Annotated in this window: 17 protein-coding genes and 1 other RNA gene; 11 read left to right on the plus strand and 7 right to left on the minus strand. The window is 37.6% G+C overall.

The window, feature by feature from the left end:
* Nucleotides 1-3 precede the first annotated feature (3 nt).
* Nucleotides 4-1,293: a fumarylacetoacetase gene (gene fahA, locus DET49_RS07610; RefSeq protein WP_133547501.1), complete on the minus strand. Its 1,290-nt coding sequence runs from the start codon at nt 1,291-1,293 to the stop codon at nt 4-6.
* Between the two features lie 110 nt (nt 1,294-1,403).
* On the opposite strand from fahA, the gene glyA reads away from it, so the two are divergent.
* Complete coding sequence (glyA, locus tag DET49_RS07615) at nt 1,404-2,678, plus strand: serine hydroxymethyltransferase (RefSeq protein ID WP_133547502.1); 1,275 nt, start codon at nt 1,404-1,406, stop codon at nt 2,676-2,678.
* Nucleotides 2,679-2,765: 87 nt separating this feature from the next.
* Here glyA and DET49_RS07620 read toward each other — a convergent pair whose 3' ends face one another.
* A complete protein-coding gene (locus DET49_RS07620; RefSeq protein WP_133547503.1) occupies nt 2,766-3,170 on the minus strand; it encodes an acyl-CoA thioesterase in 405 nt (134 codons plus the stop codon).
* Nucleotides 3,170-4,237, minus strand: a complete 1,068-nt coding sequence (locus DET49_RS07625) for a glutaminyl-peptide cyclotransferase (RefSeq protein ID WP_133547504.1) — start codon at nt 4,235-4,237, stop codon at nt 3,170-3,172. Before DET49_RS07625 ends, DET49_RS07620 begins: the two co-directional genes overlap by 1 nt.
* A gap of 87 nt (nt 4,238-4,324) precedes the next feature.
* Here DET49_RS07625 and ffs point away from each other — a divergent pair.
* The 3 genes from ffs to fsa all read left to right on the plus strand — a co-directional run bounded on the left by ffs (nt 4,325) and on the right by fsa (nt 5,983).
* An RNA gene (gene ffs / locus DET49_RS07630) (signal recognition particle sRNA small type) lies at nt 4,325-4,423 on the plus strand.
* Between the two features lie 43 nt (nt 4,424-4,466).
* Nucleotides 4,467-5,288: an SDR family oxidoreductase gene (locus tag DET49_RS07635; RefSeq protein WP_133547505.1), complete on the plus strand. Its 822-nt coding sequence runs from the start codon at nt 4,467-4,469 to the stop codon at nt 5,286-5,288.
* Nucleotides 5,289-5,326: 38 nt separating this feature from the next.
* Nucleotides 5,327-5,983 (plus strand): fructose-6-phosphate aldolase, encoded by a 657-nt coding sequence (gene fsa / locus DET49_RS07640; protein ID WP_133547506.1) that lies wholly within the window; start codon nt 5,327-5,329, stop codon nt 5,981-5,983.
* Nucleotides 5,984-6,322: 339 nt separating this feature from the next.
* On the opposite strand, the gene DET49_RS07645 is transcribed toward fsa, so the two are convergent.
* Nucleotides 6,323-7,741, minus strand: a complete 1,419-nt coding sequence (locus DET49_RS07645; protein ID WP_133547507.1) for a hypothetical protein — start codon at nt 7,739-7,741, stop codon at nt 6,323-6,325.
* A gap of 177 nt (nt 7,742-7,918) precedes the next feature.
* Between DET49_RS07645 and DET49_RS07650 the strand changes: the two genes are divergently transcribed.
* Nucleotides 7,919-9,550 carry an ABC-F family ATP-binding cassette domain-containing protein gene (locus DET49_RS07650; RefSeq protein ID WP_133547508.1) on the plus strand — a complete coding sequence of 544 codons (1,632 nt, stop codon included), beginning with the start codon at nt 7,919-7,921 and terminating at the stop codon, nt 9,548-9,550.
* Between the two features lie 85 nt (nt 9,551-9,635).
* On the opposite strand, the gene DET49_RS07655 is transcribed toward DET49_RS07650, so the two are convergent.
* Nucleotides 9,636-11,993 (minus strand): TonB-dependent receptor domain-containing protein, encoded by a 2,358-nt coding sequence (locus tag DET49_RS07655; RefSeq protein ID WP_133547509.1) that lies wholly within the window; start codon nt 11,991-11,993, stop codon nt 9,636-9,638.
* A gap of 469 nt (nt 11,994-12,462) precedes the next feature.
* Here DET49_RS07655 and DET49_RS07660 point away from each other — a divergent pair, with 469 nt between their 5' ends.
* Nucleotides 12,463-12,825 (plus strand): CoA-binding protein, encoded by a 363-nt coding sequence (locus DET49_RS07660; RefSeq protein WP_133547510.1) that lies wholly within the window; start codon nt 12,463-12,465, stop codon nt 12,823-12,825.
* On the opposite strand, the gene DET49_RS07665 is transcribed toward DET49_RS07660, so the two are convergent.
* A complete protein-coding gene (locus DET49_RS07665; protein WP_133547511.1) occupies nt 12,796-14,241 on the minus strand; it encodes a sodium:solute symporter in 1,446 nt (481 codons plus the stop codon). The genes DET49_RS07660 and DET49_RS07665 overlap by 30 nt on opposite strands.
* 93 nt (nt 14,242-14,334) lie before the next feature.
* Here DET49_RS07665 and recR point away from each other — a divergent pair, with 93 nt between their 5' ends.
* Nucleotides 14,335-14,952, plus strand: coding sequence for a recombination mediator RecR (recR, locus tag DET49_RS07670; RefSeq protein WP_133547512.1), 618 nt, complete (start codon nt 14,335-14,337; stop codon nt 14,950-14,952).
* A 261-nt stretch (nt 14,953-15,213) separates the two neighbouring features.
* Nucleotides 15,214-16,551 carry a dihydrolipoamide acetyltransferase family protein gene (locus DET49_RS07675; protein ID WP_133547513.1) on the plus strand — a complete coding sequence of 446 codons (1,338 nt, stop codon included), beginning with the start codon at nt 15,214-15,216 and terminating at the stop codon, nt 16,549-16,551.
* 122 nt (nt 16,552-16,673) lie between these two features.
* Here DET49_RS07675 and DET49_RS07680 read toward each other — a convergent pair whose 3' ends face one another.
* Nucleotides 16,674-17,093, minus strand: coding sequence for a BLUF domain-containing protein (locus DET49_RS07680; RefSeq protein ID WP_133547514.1), 420 nt, complete (start codon nt 17,091-17,093; stop codon nt 16,674-16,676).
* A 133-nt stretch (nt 17,094-17,226) separates the two neighbouring features.
* Here DET49_RS07680 and DET49_RS07685 point away from each other — a divergent pair, with 133 nt between their 5' ends.
* Genes DET49_RS07685 through DET49_RS07695 form a run of 3 tightly spaced genes read left to right on the plus strand, consistent with a single transcriptional unit; the run spans nt 17,227 to nt 19,590 of the window.
* The gene (locus tag DET49_RS07685; protein ID WP_133547515.1) at nt 17,227-18,003 is read left to right on the plus strand and encodes a 3'-5' exonuclease; all 777 of its coding nucleotides are present in this window, start codon (nt 17,227-17,229) and stop codon (nt 18,001-18,003) included.
* 5 nt (nt 18,004-18,008) lie between these two features.
* Nucleotides 18,009-18,965, plus strand: a complete 957-nt coding sequence (locus tag DET49_RS07690) for a carboxypeptidase-like regulatory domain-containing protein (protein WP_133547516.1) — start codon at nt 18,009-18,011, stop codon at nt 18,963-18,965.
* Nucleotides 18,966-18,975: 10 nt separating this feature from the next.
* Complete coding sequence (locus DET49_RS07695; protein ID WP_133547517.1) at nt 18,976-19,590, plus strand: fumarylacetoacetate hydrolase family protein; 615 nt, start codon at nt 18,976-18,978, stop codon at nt 19,588-19,590.
* The last annotated feature ends 2 nt before the right edge of the window (nt 19,591-19,592 follow it).

Genomic DNA, 19,592 nt, shown 5'->3' on the forward strand with positions numbered 1-19,592 from the left:
GCTTTATTTCTTTTTAGGTTCAAAAACCGGCAGTAACTGGCTGCTTACTTCACCAAAACCGATCCTTCTGCCTTTGCTTTGGCAATAGCCCCTCATAATTACCGTGTCGTAATCTTCAATAAATTTGCGCTGGCTACCGTCTTTGAGTTTAATGGGCTTTTCTCCTTTCCAGGAAAGTTCTAACATAGAACCATAGCTGTCCGGAGTTTTGCCTGAAATAGTTCCCGAAGCCATCATATCCCCTGAATTAACAGGACATCCATTTACCGTATGATGGGCTAGTTGCTGACTCATATTCCAGTACATATTTTTGAAATTGGTTTTTGCCAGCGGGGTTTCTTCCGAGTTTTCTGGTTGAAGAGAAACTTCAAGATGAATGTCGAAGCTTTTCTTACCGGTGCTCCTAAGGTAGGGCAATAATTCTATTTCAGGTTTCGGGCTTTCAGTTCTAAAAGGTTCCAAGGCGTCTAAAGTAACGATCCAGGGAGAAATAGAAGAAGCAAAATTCTTGGCTAAAAAAGGTCCTAATGGTACATATTCCCAGGTCTGGATATCTCTGGCACTCCAGTCATTAAACAATACCATCCCAAAGATATATTCTTCAGCCTCTTCAATTGGAATCGGCTCTCCTAAAACATTTGCATCTGTGGTGATAAAAGCCATTTCAACTTCAAAATCTACTCTTTGAGATGGACCAAAAACAGGAGTGTCCGCATCTTTTGGTTTTGTTTGACCCTGAGGGCGATGAACCGGGATGCCACTAGGAATTATCGAAGAACTTCTTCCATGGTAACCAACAGGGATGTGCAGCCAGTTTGGCAAGAGCGCGTTATCAGGATCTCGAAACATCGTACCTACATTGGTTGCGTGTTCCTTGCTCGAATAGAAATCGGTATAATCCCCAACCTGAACCGGCATTTGCATCTCAATCTCATCCAGGGTGAAAAGCACACGACTTCTGTGCTCTTCATTATCCCTTAATTTGGCATTCTTTACATCGAAAATATCAGCAATTCGATTACGAACCAGACGCCAGGTCTTTTTTCCGTCAGAAATAAAATCGTTTAGGGTATCCTGTAAAAATATATCATCGGTTAACGGAATTCCTTCAAAATAGCCCAATTGGTGCAATGCGCCAAGGTCTATCGCAAAGTCTCCAATACGGGAACCTATGGTGATTACATCGTCCCGGGTAAGGAATACCCCAAAAGGAATATTCTGAATAGGGAAATCGGTGTTTTCCGAAGTTTCCAACCAGGTTTTTCTATTTGGGTCGTTAGCTGTAATAGGCATATGAATTTTTGTTTTTATTAAGAAATCTAATGAATCCAAATATATTATTTTCCTGTTATTAACCGAATGTATTTCTTACTTTTGATGAATATTTAACGTAAACTTTTGAAATGCAACGAGACACCGAAATTTTTAATTTAATTGCGGAAGAAAAAGAACGCCAACTCAATGGACTTGAGTTAATTGCCAGTGAAAACTTTGTAAGTGAACAAGTACTGCAAGCTGCAGGCTCTGTCCTCACCAATAAATATGCTGAGGGTTACCCTGGCAAGCGCTATTACGGAGGATGTGAGGTGGTAGATAAAGTGGAACAACTGGCCATAGACCGCCTTAAGGAATTGTTTAATGCAGAATATGCTAATGTGCAACCCCATTCAGGTTCACAGGCCAATACGGCTGTTTTTCATACCTGTTTGAATCCTGGAGATAAATTTTTAGGATTTGATCTTTCCCACGGAGGTCATTTAACTCATGGTTCCCCGGTGAATTTCTCGGGAAAACTTTACAATCCTGTTTTTTACGGGGTAGATAAGGAAACCGGGCTTATAGATTATGATCAGGTTGCGGAAATTGCAGAAAAGGAAAAGCCTAAAATGATTATTGCCGGAGCATCGGCATATTCAAGGGAAATAGATTATAAGAGATTTAGAGAAATTGCTGATCATGTTGGAGCAATCCTGATGGCAGATATCGCACATCCCGCCGGTCTTATCGCCAAAGGATTAATAAGTGATCCCATGCCTTATTGCCATATTGTGACTTCCACAACCCATAAAACCCTTCGTGGACCAAGGGGTGGGATTATAATGATGGGCAAAGATTTTGAAAATCCTTTTGGAGAAAAGCTCAAAAATGGAAAGCTTAAAAAGATGTCCACCTTGCTCAATAGTGGAATTTTCCCAGGAAATCAAGGAGGGCCTTTAGAACATATTATCGCTGCAAAAGCGGTTGCTTTTGGAGAGGCATTGAGCGATGAGTTTTTGCATTATACCGTACAGGTGAAAAAGAATGCCGCTAAACTGGCAGAGGCTTTTGTAGAAAAAGGGTATAAGGTCATTTCCGGTGGAACCGATAATCATATGATGCTTATCGATCTTCGAAATAAAAACGTAAGTGGAAAAGATGCCGAAGAGGCCTTAGGTAAAGCTCAAATCACGGTAAATAAGAATATGGTGCCTTTCGATGATAAATCACCATTTGTAACCTCAGGAATTAGAATAGGAACCGCTGCAATTACCACTCGCGGACTTCTAGAGGCTGATATGCCGAAAATCGTTGACTTTATTGAAAGCGTAATAACCAATATTGATAATGACAGCGAACTCGAAACCATAAAGCAGGAGGTTAAAACAATGATGAAAGGAAGACCACTTTTTAAAATGTAATGCTGAAAATGTGGAACATTATTTTAAAAGCTTATTTGTAGGAAACTGCAAATAAGCTTTTTTTTTGAAAGAGGATGTAAATTCTGATTATTGTGTGAAAACCTGTTTTAATTCCTCTGAAATCTTGGTAGGTTTTTTGGTGACCTGATCCATTAGAGCCCAGGTGGTTTTTGCTTCCACCAATACTTTTTCGGTTTCTTCATTTTTAATGATAACGTGTCGAACAGACTTTACATGAGAAGTTTCACCCACATAGGTTTGCAATAAAATTTTGTCACCTAAAAACGCCTGCTGTTTATAACTGATTTCGTGTTTTACCACTATCCAGAAGTACTGCTCGTTTTGTTTTTTGGTTGCCCTGGCCTCCCAATGCGCTTTGGCAACATCTTGAACCCATTGTACATACTGTACGTTGTTCACGTGGTTTTGCTGATCTAAATGCCGCTGTTGCACTAAAAAACTCTGTTGAAATATTTCCGGAGTGGAAGCCATTATTTTTCAATTATTTCTACCTCAAAAATCTTATCCCAGTTTTTTCCGGTAACATAGAGTTTTTTGGTAAGAGGGTTATAAGCGATTCCGTTTAAAACGTGGTTTTGGGTATCCAGAGCTGGAAGATTTGTTAAGCGTTCCCGTAATCCTCTAAAATCAATAACGCCTTCCAACGCACCATTGTTTGGATTAATTATAGCTACACTGGGAAACTGATATGTATTGGCATAAATTTTTCCTTCAACCCATTCCAATTCATTGAATTTTGTTTTGATAGACTTATTAGTAGCTACCTGTATAAAGCCCTTTTCCGCAAGAGTTTCTGCATCCAAAATCCAAATTTTTTCAGTGCCGTCACTTTTATAAAGATACTCACCATCATTAGTTAATCCCCATCCTTCTTTACTCTGGTTGTAACTAAATGTGCCTATTTGTTCAAAAGTATCCAGATTATAGATCAAACCTTCTTTTTCTCTCCAGGTCAACAGGTAAAGCTTATCATTAAGAATGGTAAGCCCCTCTCCAAAATAGGTGTCTTCCAGGTTGATTTTATTGAGCACTTCTCCAGTTTCAAGGTTGAGTTTTCTCAGGGAAGAATTACCGTATTGTCCGGTACTTTCATATAAAGTGTCTTTGTAAAACTCCAGGCCTTGGGTGTAAGCTTTACTATCGTGTGGATATTCCTGGACGACTTTATAGGTGTAAGCTTTTGGTGCTGTATGGTTGTAGATTTTAAGATCGTCACTTATGGTATCGGTTTCTCCTTCGTAAAATATGATAGCTTCTAATTTTTGACGTCCTAGTTTTGTGTTTTTTAAAGGAACCGAAAAAGAAGTTTCCGCCTTTAAGGTCTTAAGATATTCTTGCTGAAAATAAAGCTGAATGGAATCGATTTGAAGTTCTTTCAGGTTCTCAATTGAACCTTCAATGGATTCACCGAGTTGAAACTCGGTCTTATTACCAGCAGTCTTTAACTTAAAATAAGAAGATTTTTTATCAGAATTACTGCCACAGGAAAAAAATAAAAATCCTAATACAAACAGAAACAGGTACTTAAATTTATTCATTGATTTTTCACATTAAATACTAGGCTAAAATACTTAATTCACTTTAAAAAATACTTGCGCAAAGTAGGAAAGATTGTATATTTGCAGCGGCAAGTCCCACACAACCAGCTCCTGCTGAATCCCCCAGGGCGGGAACGCAGCAAGGGTAGGCGGTCGTAGCGGTGTGATGTGGGGAGCTTGCCATTTTTTGTTTCTAAAAGGTTCTAAAATAATCGCATCTTTGTAGCCTATGAAAACAAATGCTTCCTCTCAAAAGATAGTGCTTATTACCGGAGCTTCTTCCGGAATTGGAAAATCTATAGGCGAGTATCTTTCTGAACAGAATTATAAAGTTTACGGTACCAGTCGGAACCCCTCCAAAATAACACATCCTCCTTTTAAAATGCTTGCTTTGGATGTGACCAAAAAAGAAACTATTGCTGCTGCAATAGCACAGGTTATTACTGAAGAAGGTAAAATTGATGTGCTAATCAATAATGCAGGCGTGGGTATAACAGGGCCTATAGAAGAAACTCCAGATGAAGAAATAGCTAAGGCTTTTGAAACCAATTATTTTGGCCCGATAAAGGTGATTAAAGCGGTATTACCAGAGATGAGGAAACAAAAGAAAGGCTTAATCATAAATATTACCTCTATCGCCGGTTATATGGGGCTTCCATACAGAGGAATTTATTCGGCTTCCAAGGGAGCTTTGGAACTCACAACCGAAGCCTTTCGGATGGAATTAAAAGATTTTAATATTAAAATGACAAATGTGGCACCTGGGGATTTTGCTACAAATATTGCGGCTGGGCGTTATCATGCACCTGTACGTGATGATTCACCCTATAAGGAACCCTATGGGAATACTTTGAAGCTCATGGATCAAGATGTTGATGCCGGGAAGGATCCCTTGTTAATGGCCAAAGCCGTCCATAGGATTATTCTGGAAAAAGAACCCCGCGGACATTACAAAGTCGGGGAGGCGCTTCAGAAATTCTCGGTAGGTTTAAAGCGAATATTACCTGATAAAGTCTATGAAAAAATGCTTCTAAAGCATTATAAATTATAAATTTGCTACCCACATAAATTAACAAACAACTTAAGGATATGAAATTTTTTATTGATACTGCCAATTTAGATCAGATTAGAGAAGCCCAGGAGCTTGGTGTTTTAGATGGCGTAACCACTAACCCGTCTTTAATGGCCAAAGAAGGTATTACCGGGAAAGATAATATTTATAAACATTACAGAGCGATTTGTGATATTGTCGATGGAGATGTGAGCGCTGAGGTTATCGCTACCGATTTTGACGGAATTATCCGAGAGGGTGAGGAACTGGCAGAACTGCACGAACAAATTATCGTGAAAGTTCCTATGATTAAAGAAGGTATAAAAGCGATTAAATATTTTAGTGATAACGGAATTAAAACCAACTGTACTTTAGTTTTTTCTGCTGGTCAGGCTTTGCTGGCTGCTAAAGCAGGAGCAACTTATGTTTCGCCCTTCATCGGTCGGTTGGATGATATTTCTACCGATGGTTTAAATCTCATTGCAGATATTAGGCTGATTTATGATAACTACGGTTTTGAAACTGAAATCCTTGCCGCTTCTATACGTCACACGATGCATGTATTGGAATGTGCAAAACTTGGAGCCGACGTAATGACGGGACCACTTTCTTCTATTGAAGGCTTATTGAAACATCCCCTGACCGATAGTGGTTTAGAGAAATTCCTGGCCGATTATAAGAAAGGGAACCAGTAAATTTTTTGTGAATATACCCACCCGTGGCCTCTGCTGATGGGTGGGACTTTGAGTTCGCAGATTCACCAGATGAGAGCGCCTCACTTTTTTAGGGTATGACCACAAAATCCTGGGCTCAGATACTATTTTTATGTATGCAAATAACAAAGCATCAGCTGATTCCCTAGCCCAATGTATGCTATTTAAAGAAGGGGGACCTTTAGCCGGGCTACAGGTAAACCAGGTTATGTGTATATGTTCCGGTATAATTAAGATGAGCCTAGATGCCCTTTGAATTTTAATCTGTATCTTATCCGTTAGAATCAGCTAGGATGAAACTCTTTAAAAGTTTAGCTTTTTTTACTTATTTAGAAATTCTAGAATCTGTCTTTCAAAATTAGGGGTGTTGAGTTGTGCTTCCCCGTTTATTATTTTGCCATCAGAATCAAGGAATATCAATTTGTTAAGGTAATTTTTGAGTAAATTCATATTGATTTTCGGGGTGTTCAATTTGTATTCACTTGTTTTGTCCATATCATAGATTTCTACAGTATTTTTCCAGGACTGTTTGGAATTTTCATCAATATTAATCCCTACAAATTCCAGCTCAGGATATTTTTTCCGCAGGTCAGAAATAATGGCTTGTTGCCATTTGTAATGTTCAGGTGCTTCCATAGACCAGTGATAGGTCACCATAGGTTTCTTTGATATATCCTTTAACCGGACTATTTTGTCTTCTAGGGTTACCAGGTCTAAATCCCCAATATTGTTTCCAGGCAACAAGCTCTTTTGAATGGCTGCCATTTGCTTTAGATCTGGAAGATTTTTTCCTTTATATCCGATATTTTCTAAAATACCAATCACACTGTCAATTTTGGTGACCGTATTAGAGAATATTAAACCCTGGACTGCAAGCCGGTTAATAAAAAGATTTTTTATTTCATCTTTTTCGATTAAAGAATCGGCTAGATTAATCCGGTAGCCAATATTAGCTACTGAATGAAGTTCAAAACAATCGGATTTAGTATTTAATTCTTCAAAACATCTTTCAATAGATCGAGTTCTTAAGTAATCTTCGATAAAATTAAGGTACCCGTAATATTCTTTCAACTCAACATTATTAAAGTTGAGGTCTTCACGATAATTATGAAAATTTTCAGGGATTTGCTTAGCAAGTTCGTTATAATATTTTTTTACCAGGAAAGTATAGCGTTCCCGTAAATGATAGAAATCATAATCTATGCTATTACTGGCGAGTTCTAAAAACGATTCAGAAAATTTTTCATCCTTGTTTAAGGCTTTAAGCTTATTCTTTCTTGTTTTCCTTATGGAATCTGTTAAGCTGGCAAATTGCTCTGGATTGATTTTATAGTAGGAAAGCATCATATTATTACTCCTTTCATTGTTAAGGAACAAATCGAGAAGGAAGCTGCTTTTGGAAGCACCGGTACCGCTAAAATTTAACGATTCATCAAATTGCATAGTATTTAACCAGATCAATACACTATCTCCGGGTTCCAAATACATAATTTGGTTCTCAGGGGGATGCTTAAAGGTGTAAATTCCGGGTTCTAAATTTTTAAACTTTCTCCCAAACTGATTGTTTTTATCTAAAAATAATGTATCAATGGTTTTATTATCTTTAGAGAGAATAAAATAAGGGTTGTAGGGATTCATAATTTGCCCTCCAATAAAAGTTCCTTCCTGGTCTTTTTGAGAGCCTGTACAACCGGTAAAAAGTAGCACTCCGATAAGAAAAAAAAGTAAATAATATTTCATGCAAAAATTTAGGAACTAGGGACTTGTAATGCTACTATTTCAAGCAGCATGAGCAAATATAGCCCGAGCCAAATACCTTGAATGTTAATCGGGAGTTAAAAGAATAATAAAAACGTTAATCTTTAGATATGTCTTTAAGTTTGGCTATTTTTGCAAAAATTTACAAATTCTATTTTTATGCTTTCAGTATCTAATCTTTCGGTTCAATTTGGCAAGCGTGTTTTGTTTGATGAGGTGAACACGACTTTTACCCAGGGCAACTGCTACGGAATAATTGGAGCCAATGGCGCCGGAAAATCTACCTTCTTAAATATCCTCTCCGGCAAATCTGAGCCAACTTCTGGCCGTGTGCACCTGGAACCGGGTAAGCGAATGTCTGTACTGGAGCAAAATCACAATTTGTACGACGATACACCTGTTTTGGATACCGTGATTTTAGGAAACCAACCTTTAGCGAAGATCAAAAAAGAAATGGATGAGATCTACTCCAAAGAAGACTTTAGTGATGCCGATGGTGAAAGAGTAGGTGTATTGCAGGTAGAATTTGAAGAAATGAATGGTTGGAATGCCGAAAGCGATGCTGCTTCTCTGCTTTCCAACTTAGGGATAAAAGAGCAGTATCATGCTACTTTAATGAAAGATCTGGATGGTACACAAAAAGTAAGGGTACTTTTGGCTCAGGCGCTTTTTGGAAATCCAGATGTGCTAATTATGGATGAACCCACCAACGATTTGGATTATGAAACCATTTCCTGGCTGGAACATTTTTTGGCAAATTACGATAACACCGTAATTGTGGTTTCTCACGACCGTCACTTTCTTGATGCTGTATGTACTCATATCTCAGATATTGATTTCGGAAAAATAAATCATTATAGCGGGAACTATACTTTCTGGTATGAGTCTTCTCAACTTGCTGCCAGGCAACGTGCCCAGCAAAACAAGAAATCTGAAGAAAAGAAAAAGGAATTACAGGAATTTATTCAGCGTTTTAGCGCAAACGTGGCTAAATCTAAGCAGGCTACTTCGCGTAAAAAGATGATCGATAAGCTTAATATTGAAGATATAAGACCTTCCAGTAGAAGGTATCCTGCCATTATTTTTGAACGTGAGCGTGAAGCGGGAGACCAGATTTTGAATATAGAAAAACTGGAAGCTTCCATTGAAGGGGAAACATTATTTAAAAATGTAAATATCAACTTAGCTAAAGGAGATAAGGTTGTGGTTTATTCTCGTGATTCGAGGGCTACAACTGCTTTTTATGAAATTATAAATGGTAACCAGGAGTCTGTTTCTGGCAAATATTTTTGGGGGGTAACTACTTCGCAATCTTATCTTCCCCTGGATAATTCAGAGTATTTTGATAACGATCTTACTTTGGTGGATTGGCTAAGACAGTGGGCTAAAACCGACGAAGAAAGGGAAGAGGTTTATATTCGGGGTTTCCTGGGTAAAATGTTGTTCAGTGGCGAAGAAGCTTTAAAAACTTCAAGAGTGCTTTCCGGAGGTGAAAAAGTGCGTTGCATGTTAAGCCGAATGATGATGATGAGAGCTAACGTAGTGATGCTGGATGAACCTACCAACCATCTCGATCTGGAATCCATCACGGCATTTAACAATTCATTGAAAAATTTTAAGGGAACGGTGATGTTTACTACCCATGATCATGAATTTGCACAAACCGTTGCAAACCGTGTTATCGAATTAACCCCTGGCGGAGCTATTGACCGTTATGCTACTTTCGATGAGTATATGAGTGATAATAAAATAAAGGAACAGCGTGATAAGATGTATGCAGTAGAAGCTTAAGCCTTAGTTCTTTATAAAATAAAATAAAAACCCGGTAAGCAATTACCGGGTTTTTGGCTAACTAAACTACAAACTAAAAAATTCCTTAAAACATTCCGCCACCTTCGGCTTCATTGTCATCTCTTTGTTTTCTTTTAAGAGCCCTGTTTTTTCCACCGCCAAATCGATAAGAGAAACCGATGTACACGTTCTGGGTTTCCCCTTTAAACCTTCCGTTTTGTGGTAAAGGCCTTCCGTTGGTAAAACTAAATTCCTGGGTATTAAATACATCATTAAAATTAAGGCTAAGGGTAGCCTTGTCATCAAGAAATGAATAGCGCCCTCCAATATTCATAAAGTACATGGGGTTCATATCCATTTGAAGGTTTTTAGCTTCACTTCTATAGAATCCGAATAACTGAAAGGTCAGTTTATCGGTGGCCTTAAAAGTATGGTTAGATCTAAAGGTCCAGGCAGTGTTGTTGGTTTCTAAATATGATGTTCCAACTACCCCTTTTAATTTCTGACTGTAGAGTTCAAAATTGGTATTGGTACTCCACCAGTCGGTAAATTTATAATTGGTGCCAAGCTCCAGACCATAAGCATTATTATCTTCAAAATTGGCAAATTGTAACAGAAGCGAACCTTCTTCATTGGGATCTTCTATAAAAACCTGACTGATCTCATCATTAATATTTCTGAAAAATATTCCGGCAGTTACACTTCCCTTCTTTTTGATATTTCGCGTATAATTAAACTCTAAGGAATTGGTGAATTGCGGGTCTAATTCCGGATTTCCGGAAACAGTTAACCTCGGTGTGCTTATCTCCCGAATAGGGCTTACCTGTCCAAAACCTGGGCGGTCAACCCGTCTACTGTAACTAATCTGGTAAGAATTCGCTTGGCTTGGGGTATAGTTTAGAAAACCACTTGGATATATATTGAAATATTCATCGGTAAAGATTTTTTCGCCATTATACACAGCATTTACCTTGAAATTCTCTAAACGAGCACCCAACTGATATGACCATCTTTCGAAATTTTGTCCGTATGTGGTATAAAACGAATAGATATCTCTTTTATACTGGTAGGTAGCATTGTTTAGAAAGTCGCTGGTAGTATTGTAATGATTATCGGTATCCAGAAGCCGGGCTTCGGCGCCAACTTCCAGTTTACTGTTTTCAGAGAGCGGATTTTCATAATCCACATTGGCAATAAAATTTTCCCGGGTTTCCTTAACATGGTCACGGTAATCTGTAAGTTCTTCGGTGTTTCCTTCGAAATTAAATACCGAATTTTCATCTTCATCAAAGGTGTTATAATCTAATTCGAATAATACTTTATGCCCTTCTTTATTAAACTTCCGGTCGTAAGCAAAATTATAAGTACTGTTGATATTATCGTAGTTAGCATCTATAATTTGTGCAAGGTTGAGTTCAGGGTTATTTGGGTAAATAATTCTTAAGGCTCCTAAAGGCCCCCCGTTATAATGATTTTGATTGGTGTAAAATGAAAATGTATTCTTATCATTCAAATATAAATCTACCCCAAGCTTGTATAAAAAAGAAGCTCTGGAATTGATGATATCAAAAGCCTGTCTGTAATTATCTTCGGTGAAATAGATTCTTCCAAGATTTTTACGCTTGCCAAATTGTGCACCAAAATTTCCGTAAAAATTCAGTTTACCTTTCCGGTAGTTCATATCTAAACTACCATTATACCTGGTATTTTCGCCGATTGTTACCCCGGTATTCAGATTTCCGTTGAAACCGTCATTGGCATTTTTATGGAGTATAATATTGATGATCCCGCTCATCCCTTCAGGATTGTATTTGGCTGAGGGATTTGTGATTAATTCAATGGTTTTAATCGAAGTTGAAGGGATTTGTTTTAGCAGTTGTGCAGCATCCATACTGGTTGGTTTCCCGTCTATAAGAATGCGTACATTGGAATTTCCACGTAGCGAAATATTTCCATTCTGGTCTACATTTACAGAGGGTACATTGTTCATTATTTCTGAAGCGCTGGCTCCGGTGGTGGTAAGGTCTTTTCCGACATTGATTACCTTTCGATCTATTCTTTGTTCAATCGTTGTACGTTCAGCTATAACTGTAACTCCATCCAGCATTGCTACATCAGCCTCTAATTCAATAGTTCCAAAATTGAGAGTGTTGTGGTTTTTGGTAATTTCAATTTCTTTGGAAAAAGGTTTGTAACCCATAAACTGAATCTTAAATAGGTAAGTTCCAGTAGGGATTTTCTCAATGGTAAAAGTCCCGTCTATAGCAGAGGTGTTTCCAGAAACCAACTTGGTTTCCATATCGAAAATGCTAATAGTAGCGTAGGGAATAGGCTCTTGCAGTTCGGCGTCTATAACTAAACCCGAAATTTTGCCTACGGGTTCTGTTGCCTGTGCAGCAAAACTGCTTATAAATAAAGCTAAGAATAAAAATAACTGTTTCATTTTTTGATTGATTTTGATGATTAGTATGTTTAAAATAAATCCTTGTATTACATAATACATGAATCTTTTTTTTGGTAAATTCATAGTGTTGATGATTAGAATTTACCGGTTTTGATTGATGAACGACCCTTGTAAAATGTTATGCATTATACTTTGTATTGCATAATAGATAAAGCTGTTTTTCACTAATTTTGATCCTTCCTCTACTATAATAGACGAGTATAAAAATGAATTGTTACATTATTCTAAAAGATTTTTTTGAAAAAGCCATCCAAGAGTATTATCAATCATCATCTTTGAACCAAACTCGGAAGAAGGTACAATTTGACAAAATAAAACCTCTCAGACAGCCTCAAGCTATGATTCGGGTTTACTAACCATCACATCTATATTCCCGTAACAATAGCTACCCTAAAGACTAACTAAAAGTATTTTTGTTACACTTGTGTTGAAAACCTAAATTTGTGTTATGGAGAAGAAAACTTTGGTCCTTGGAGCCTCGTTAAACCCAGCTCGATATTCGAATATTGCTATCAAAAGACTGATGAGATATAATCAGCCTACCGTGGCCATTGGTTTAAGAAAGGGAGAAGTGGAAGGAATAAAAATAGAAACCGAAAAAATCCCTTTTGAGAATATTGATACCGTCACACTCTACCTCGGACCACCTAGGCAGCAAGAATATTATGATTATATTGTATCCTTACATCCTGTTCGGGTAATCTTCAATCCCGGTACAAAAAATCCAGAATTATATCAAATCCTCAGGGATGAGAATATTGAAGTCGAAATTGCCTGCACTTTAGTGATGCTTGGTACGAATCAATATTAATCCCAATAGGGTTAAAAATCCATTGAGGATTAAAATAAAGAACCCGAATTCAAAGCCAAACCAAACTAGGCTGTTTATACTTATTATATAGGATAAAATTGGCGCTAAAATCGCGACTATAGGTACGAATTTATCCTTTACCTTAATATTGGTAAATAGCCCTAAGGTATATAGGCCAAGCAATGGACCGTACGTATATCCTGCAAATTCAAAAAGTTTATTGATCACACTTTTATCAGCTATTGCATATTTAAAAATCAACATTACTGCAATAAACAAAATAGAAATAATAATATGAATTTGTTTCCTAATTCTCATTTGTTTGGTTTCTTCATAGCGCTTTTCGATATTCAGGATGTCAATACTGAAGGAAGTAGTAAGTGCGGTTAAAGTGCCATCGGCGCTTGAATATGCTGCTGCAATAAGTCCAAGAATAAAAAGAATCGCCACCCCAATTCCCAATTCTCCGCCGGTTGCGATAGCAGGAAAAAGTTCATCTTTAATGGCGTCAATTCCACTCAAATCTGCGTATTGGGTGAGCAATACTCCCAGGATTAGAAACATCATATTTACCAGGGTGAGTACTATGGTAAAGGAAAACATATTTTTTTGAGCATCCTTTAGGTTTCGACAGGTAAGGTTTTTTTGCATCATATCCTGGTCCAGTCCCGTCATTACAATAGCGATAAAGGCCCCGCTTACGAACTGCTTTATAAAATGATCGCTGCTTTTCCAGTCTTCGAAAAAGAAAATTTTAGTCAAACCGCTTTCGGATAGATGATTGATCATCCCCCCTGCAGTAATGCCTAATTCATCTGAAAGGACCACTAAGGTGACTCCGAGTGCCAACAACATAAAAAACGTTTGCAGGGTATCAGTCCATACGACAGTTTTAATTCCACTTCTAAAAGTGTATAGCCAGATAAGGAAAATAGTGGCTGAAACAGTAACATAATAGGGAACTCCTAATTCATCAAAAAGAATAAGTTGTAAAACATTCGCCACTAGAAAAAGTCTGAAGCTGGAGCCGACTATTCTTGAAAGTAAAAAAAACGAAGCTCCTGTTTTATAAGAATATGTTCCGAAACGTGATTCCAGATAAGAATAAATAGAAGTAAGGTTCAACCTGTAATAGAGTGGAAGTAAAATGAGCCCTATTACGGCATAACCTACAGTATACCCCAGAACTACCTGGAAATAACTGAAACTGTCTGTGGCCACTGTTCCTGGTAATGAAATAAAGGTTACCCCGCTAAGCGAGGCGCCAATCATTCCGAAAGCTACAATGTACCAGGGCGACTCACGATTGGCACGAAAAAATTCAGCATTACTGCCGGCCCTGCTTGAAAAGAAAGAAACTAGAAATAATAGTCCGAAATATGCGGCGATTAAAATTAAAATCTGGTATGGTTGCATGGAGTTAATTTTCTTGATTGACGAATTTACAAATTAAGCTTAAACTTTAACTGGCTTCCTTGAAATGAGCGCTAAAAGTCCTAAATTCGCTCTATGGATTTTTCTTCAAAACTATTGGAACAGGCCGTAGATGAAATGTCTCAACTTCCCGGCATAGGTAAACGCACAGCATTAAGGTTGGTCCTGCATATGCTTAAACAGCCCGAATCTCAAACCAAACAGCTGGCAGAGGCCCTCACTAAACTTAGAACTGAAATAAAACTTTGTAAGAACTGTTATAATATTAGCGATACCGATCTTTGTGCTATTTGTAGCAACACTTCTCGAAATTCAGAAATTGTTTGTGTAGTTGAAGATATTAGGGATGTGATGGCCATTGAAAATACTGATCAGTACCGTGGACATTACCACGTTTTAGGGGGGAAGATAAGCCCGATGGATGGAATTGGACCTTCACAGCTAAGTATTAAACCTTTAATTGAAAAAGTACAGGCTGGAAAAGTAGAGGAAATCATTTTTGCTCTCAGTAGTACACTAGAGGGGGATACTACTAATTTTTACATTTACCGGCAATTGGAAGGCACAGGTGTAAAAACTTCCACTATAGCACGTGGGATTTCAGTGGGAGACGAGTTGGAATATGCCGATGAGGTGACCTTGGGAAGAAGTATAACTAACCGGGTTCCATTTGAGGATTCTACAAAGAGTTGAAATCTCAATACTTTTTTACCCTAAAACGCTATGACTTTTTTTAGTTCAGTATTCAGGTAAACTTCCGGGAAATCAATAATATTTCTATTCAAAAATTTAGTTTCAGCATTTGAAATTGTAATTTTACCCGAAAGCGAATTTCCTTTCTGAAACATAAAAATTAGATAAAAAATTCATTTTATTGATTTTTTAATACTACTGAAGTTGAATTTTCATTAAATTCGCAAGCATAAACCTGAAAATAAGCTTTCAATTATAGATATGGCAAAGTTTGAACTTAAGCTACCAAAAATGGGCGAAAGTGTCGCCGAAGCAACAATTACCAACTGGTTAAAAGAAGTTGGAGATACCATTGAGGCCGACGAACCGGTCCTTGAAATCGCTACCGACAAGGTTGATAGTGAGGTTCCCAGTGAAGTAGAAGGGACATTGGTGGAGCGACTCTTTGAAGCCGATGATGTAGTGCAGGTAGGTCAAACTATAGCTATTATTGAAATCGAAGGCGAGCTTCCTGCTGACAATGATGATGAACTGGATCTTGACCTCGATGAGGATGATAGGAAGGATGAATATGCTGATGAAGCAGCAACAATAGTGGAGAACGCTAAAGAAACTGCGGGTAGCAAAGATTTTTCTGAGGCTTCCAGGTTCTATTCACCCTTGGTGAAAAATATTGCCAAGGAGGAGGGCATCAGCCTTGATGAACTGGAATCTATAGAAGGAACGGGGAAAGATGGTCGCGTTACCAAAGATGATATTCTTAGCTACGTTGAAAACCGGGACACAGGAATTTCAGCTAACCAGGCACCAAAAGCTACCACGGCAGCTTCAGCGAATACTGGTAAAATGGCAGAAGCCAAAGCAAAATCTGAAACAGTAATACCATCAGGGGAAGATGAAATTATAGAGATGAGCCGAATGGGTAAAATGATTGCCCATCATATGATCGAAAGTACACAGACTTCTGCCCATGTACAGTCATTTATTGAGGTGGATGTGACCAACATCTGGAACTGGAGAAATAAAAATAAAAATGATTTTCAGAAAAAGGAAGGTGAAAAACTTACGTTTACCCCAATTTTTATGGAAGCCGTAGCCAAAGCGATTCGTGATTTTCCGATGATCAACATTTCGGTGGATGGCGATAAAATTATTAAGAAAAAAAATATAAATCTCGGGATGGCCGCAGCGCTTCCAGATGGTAACTTAATTGTGCCGGTAATTAGGAATGCCGATCAACTTAATTTGGTAGGGCTTGCCAAAAAAGTGAACGACCTTGCTAACCGAGCACGTCAAAACAAATTAAAGCCCGATGATATTCAAGGAGGTACATATACCGTTACCAATGTTGGGACTTTTGGTAGTATAATGGGTACACCGTTAATTAATCAACCACAGGTTGCTATTTTAGCACTGGGGGCTATTAGGAAAGTACCTGCGGTAATTGAAACTCCTGATGGTGATTTTATAGGAATTCGTTACAAAATGTTCTTATCTCACAGTTATGACCACAGGGTAGTAAATGGTGCACTTGGGGGGCAGTTTGTACAACGAGTAGCCCAGTATTTAGAAGGTTTTGATAAAAATCGCGAAATATAGCTGATGAATTGTTCAGAAAAATAGGCTGCCTAAAATGGAGGGCACTGAAAAAGTCCTTCAAGAAATTGAATTAAGATGAGTAAAAAGGAGTAGAAACCTAGTGTTTTTGCTCCTTTTTTTTATCAAAGGTTCCTTATGTAATTATTTAAAAGACGCAATGCTGGATGAACTTCAAGTTTTTTTTCATCATCAAAAAGTTGTTCTGTTTCCAGATTCTTATAACCCAGAATAGCAGTAGCCTCGTTGCTCTGAAGTTTTTTAAATGCCATGGACCAATCCGAAAAGGCACGTTCTTTACTAAAACCAGAGCTAATTTGGGTGATACTTTGGTGGCGTTTGTCCTGGGAAATTTTATTATATAACCAGTCAATATTATCCTCTCTTCCTTCAATGTACTGTATAAAACTTCCCTGGAAATAAATCAGCATTCCCGTTACTGCAATAGCACTATTATTACTTCGGGATATCCTGAGTAATTCTTTTAAATTTTTATCGGTGATCACGTGACTTTGTCTGCTAATATAAGTCAGGTATTTAAGCATTTCAGATCATTTTATTCATTTCAAAGATAAAAAATGTAATCAACTATTGTTTATTAGCGTTCAAAAATGGAAGGTGTTAAAAACAAAGCCCATAAATTATAGTATCTTTGCCACCAAAATCAAGCTCCTTTTTATGGAATTAAATCTAACCAGACCCATTTGTTTTTTTGACCTGGAAACCACCGGAACAAATGTGGCCAAAGACCGTATTGTAGAAATTGCCATCCTTAAAGTTTATCCTAATGGAAATAAGGAGAGCAAGACCTGGCTTGTAAATCCAGAAATGCCTATCCCAAAAGAGGTGGTGGCCATTCATGGAATTTCAGATGAAAAAGTGGCTAATGAGCCAACGTTCAAAGAACTTGCTTCACAGGTTTACGAGATGATAAAAGGCTGTGATTTGGGAGGTTATAATTCCAATCGTTTTGATATTCCATTACTGGTAGAAGAACTTTTAAGAGCCGGGGTCGATTTTGAGATGAAAAACGTGGTGGCTGTAGATGTACAAACTATTTTTCATAAAAAAGAGCAACGAACTTTAGCAGCCGCCTACCAGTTTTACTGCGGGAAAGACCTTATTGATGCCCATAGCGCAGAAGCCGATACTACGGCGACTTACGAAGTGCTGAAATCGCAGTTGGATCGCTATGAGGATTTGCAAAACGATATGAAATATCTGGCCGATTATTCATCAAGAAATAAATTTGCAGATTTCGCGGGGTTTATTGCCTATGATAAAAAAGGTAATGAAGTTTTTGCCTTCGGAAAATTTAGAGGTAAAAATGTAGAAAAGGTATTGGAAGACGAACCTGGCTATTTTGGGTGGATCCAAAATGCAGATTTCCCGCTATACACAAAAAAAGTTCTGACGGCAATAAAATTAAGAAAGCTAAATAACAAACTTTCCTGATCAAAATGAAATCAGTACTTATCGTATTATTTTCATTGGGCTGCAATATTTTGTTGGCTCAGGAAAACCTTGTGGTAGGTCAGGTGGTAAATTCTGTTACTTCAAACCCCTTACCTTATGTAAATATCGTTTTAGAAGATCAACATAGGGGCACTTCTACTGATTTCCTCGGGAGGTTTTCTTTTAAACTAAAGGGGGTAGATACTTCAGCTTCATTAAAATTTAGTTTTGTGGGGTTTAAAACCAAACGACTAAAAATTAAAGCGCTTAAAAACAGAGTCGTTAAAATGCAACCGGATATAAACACACTAGCTGAGGTTCAGTTATACCATATAACCGAAAATAAATCCGAAATAATCAATGATTTTCGCGGAAAGGAAAGTATAGGTTTAGGAAATTTTAGCGGGGGGCAGTTTCCAAGTATAGTGGCCCGTTACTATGCAAGGCCTGTAGATTTTAAAGAAGGGTATTTTTTGGAAGAAGTAGAGGTTAGATTCTTTTCCACAACTATTGTTCCCGATAGAAGTTCAAAATTCCGGTTAAGGATATTGGGAGTTGGTGAGAATGGAAAGCCGGCTGGAGACTTATTAAGGTCTAATTTAATTATCGAGAGGGGAAACAATAGCTTTAAAACTAAAATCTCACTTCTTAAGTACCGGATTTCAATTCCTGAAGAAGGTTTTTTCGTAGCAGTGGAACATCTGTTTATAAAAGAGAATGAGTATCTTGAAGAGAATGATTATAGACTTTTCAAAAAGACAGATACCCTATTGTATAAAGATGTGCGGCAAGTGAAGTATTTACCGGTTTTCAAAGGAGTTCTTGTAGATGAGAGTTCAAACTTTATTTCTTATTTCAAGGATACAGAAGCCTGGAAAAAAATCACGGATCTAGATAATTCCAATCCAGTGTTCAAAGGAGAGATTCCTTCACCGGCCTTTAAAATCACCTTAACCGATTAATAGTTAAAAGATGAAAATAATTTGCATTGGCAGAAATTATACCGATCATATCTCTGAACTACAAAACGAAAAGCCCGAAGACCCGGTGATTTTTTTAAAGCCGGATACTTCTATTTTACTTAAAAACCAGCCTTTTTTTATCCCCGACTTTTCTGATCAGGTGCATTATGAAGTTGAGGTACTGGTTAAGATAAAAAAAGTAGGGAAACATATTCAGGAGAAATTTGCCTATAAATATTACGATCAAATCGGCCTGGGGATAGATTTTACGGCCAGAGATCTTCAACAAAAATTAAAAGAAAAAGCCTTGCCTTGGGAAAAAGCTAAAGCTTTTGATGGCGCCGCTGTAATAGGCGAAAAATGGTTATCCATAGATGAGGTAAGCGATATAAATATGCTTAACTTTAGGTTGGAAAAAAACGGGGAAACCGTCCAAAAGGGAGATACAGGGATGATGCTGTGGAAAATAGACGAGTTAATTGCCTATGTTTCACAGTTTTTTACTTTAAAAATTGGGGATATTATTTTTACCGGAACTCCATCGGGAGTAGGTAGAGTAATGCCTGAAGATAAATTAACCGGATTTATAGAAGATAAACAAATCTTTTCAATTCAAATAAAATAGAA

The organism is Salegentibacter sp. 24 (assembly GCF_004362395.1).
Taxonomy (GTDB): Bacteria; Bacteroidota; Bacteroidia; order Flavobacteriales; family Flavobacteriaceae; genus Salegentibacter.